This window comes from Pseudomonas sp. P5_A12 (assembly GCF_056400685.1).
This window is the reverse complement of the sequence record NZ_JBFUKU010000608.1, coordinates 1-846: the sequence shown is the minus strand read 5'-3', so window position 1 is coordinate 846 and position 846 is coordinate 1. Positions and strand designations below refer to the sequence as shown.

Genomic DNA, 846 nt, shown 5'->3' with positions numbered 1-846 from the left:
AAGTTCGGCATTCCCTATGGCTCCTGGTGACCCATGAACAATCGCCAGAAACCTCGACCGGAAGGACTTTCAATCCATAAGTCCGCATCTCTGTTTAAAGCAGGCTGTGCAATAGTGCTTGCGCTCTATTTGGGCGGATGTGCCTCTGTCCTGAGCAGATCACTACCTTATGACGCGTGGAGCCTTGATTTTTTTCGCCTGACTATATGGAAGTCTGGATCGAAACGGCCGGTGTCGTTGATATCAATGAGCGCGTGTTCCTTCGCGCGGGCAGCGGTATACCGGCTATGGGGTATCCACGCGCAATGAGCAAAGGCGTACCGTCCGAGTTCAGAGGCAAACCAGCGGGATGGCGAGAACATCCTGGAAGAAAAGGTCGATTTGTAAGGGACGCGGACCTACCTCGCCTAGTCTACGTACGCTGGCAGTCCATGGCCGAGCCGCAGACCTATGAAGCGTATATCGAGATCCCCGAATCGGCGCGAAACACCATGCTTCAGGGAGAAAAAACCTTCTGCCGCGCAGACGGTAAATGGATAACGGATTACCGAGACATGCTGATAGTAGGCTTGGCGCCTGGAGGAATCGCCAAGGTATGGCTGGGCGGCCAATGCTTATTGTCGACCGAGGTCATCCGCGTCCAAGGCACGATCAATCCCAAAGGCCCCTACGGGGGCACGTCCAACGGAAAGCATCGACCGCTTTCAGAAGAGTCCAAAGCCTACGTCGACAAATTCGGCATCCCCTATGGCAGTTGGTAGGAGTGCCAACAATTTCGATGGTTAAACACCGCCCGACAGTCCCCGTTTAAAACGCCTCAAGGTTACGTCCTGCAAGCTACAACAC

The 846-nt window shown here is 54.3% G+C and carries 1 pseudogene; it reads left to right on the top strand.

Features of this window, described 5'->3' with window-relative positions:
* Positions 1-33: 33 nt before the first annotated feature.
* A pseudogene (locus AC1DSG_RS31455) lies at positions 34-761 on the top strand (DUF2931 family protein).
* The last annotated feature ends 85 nt before the right edge of the window (positions 762-846 follow it).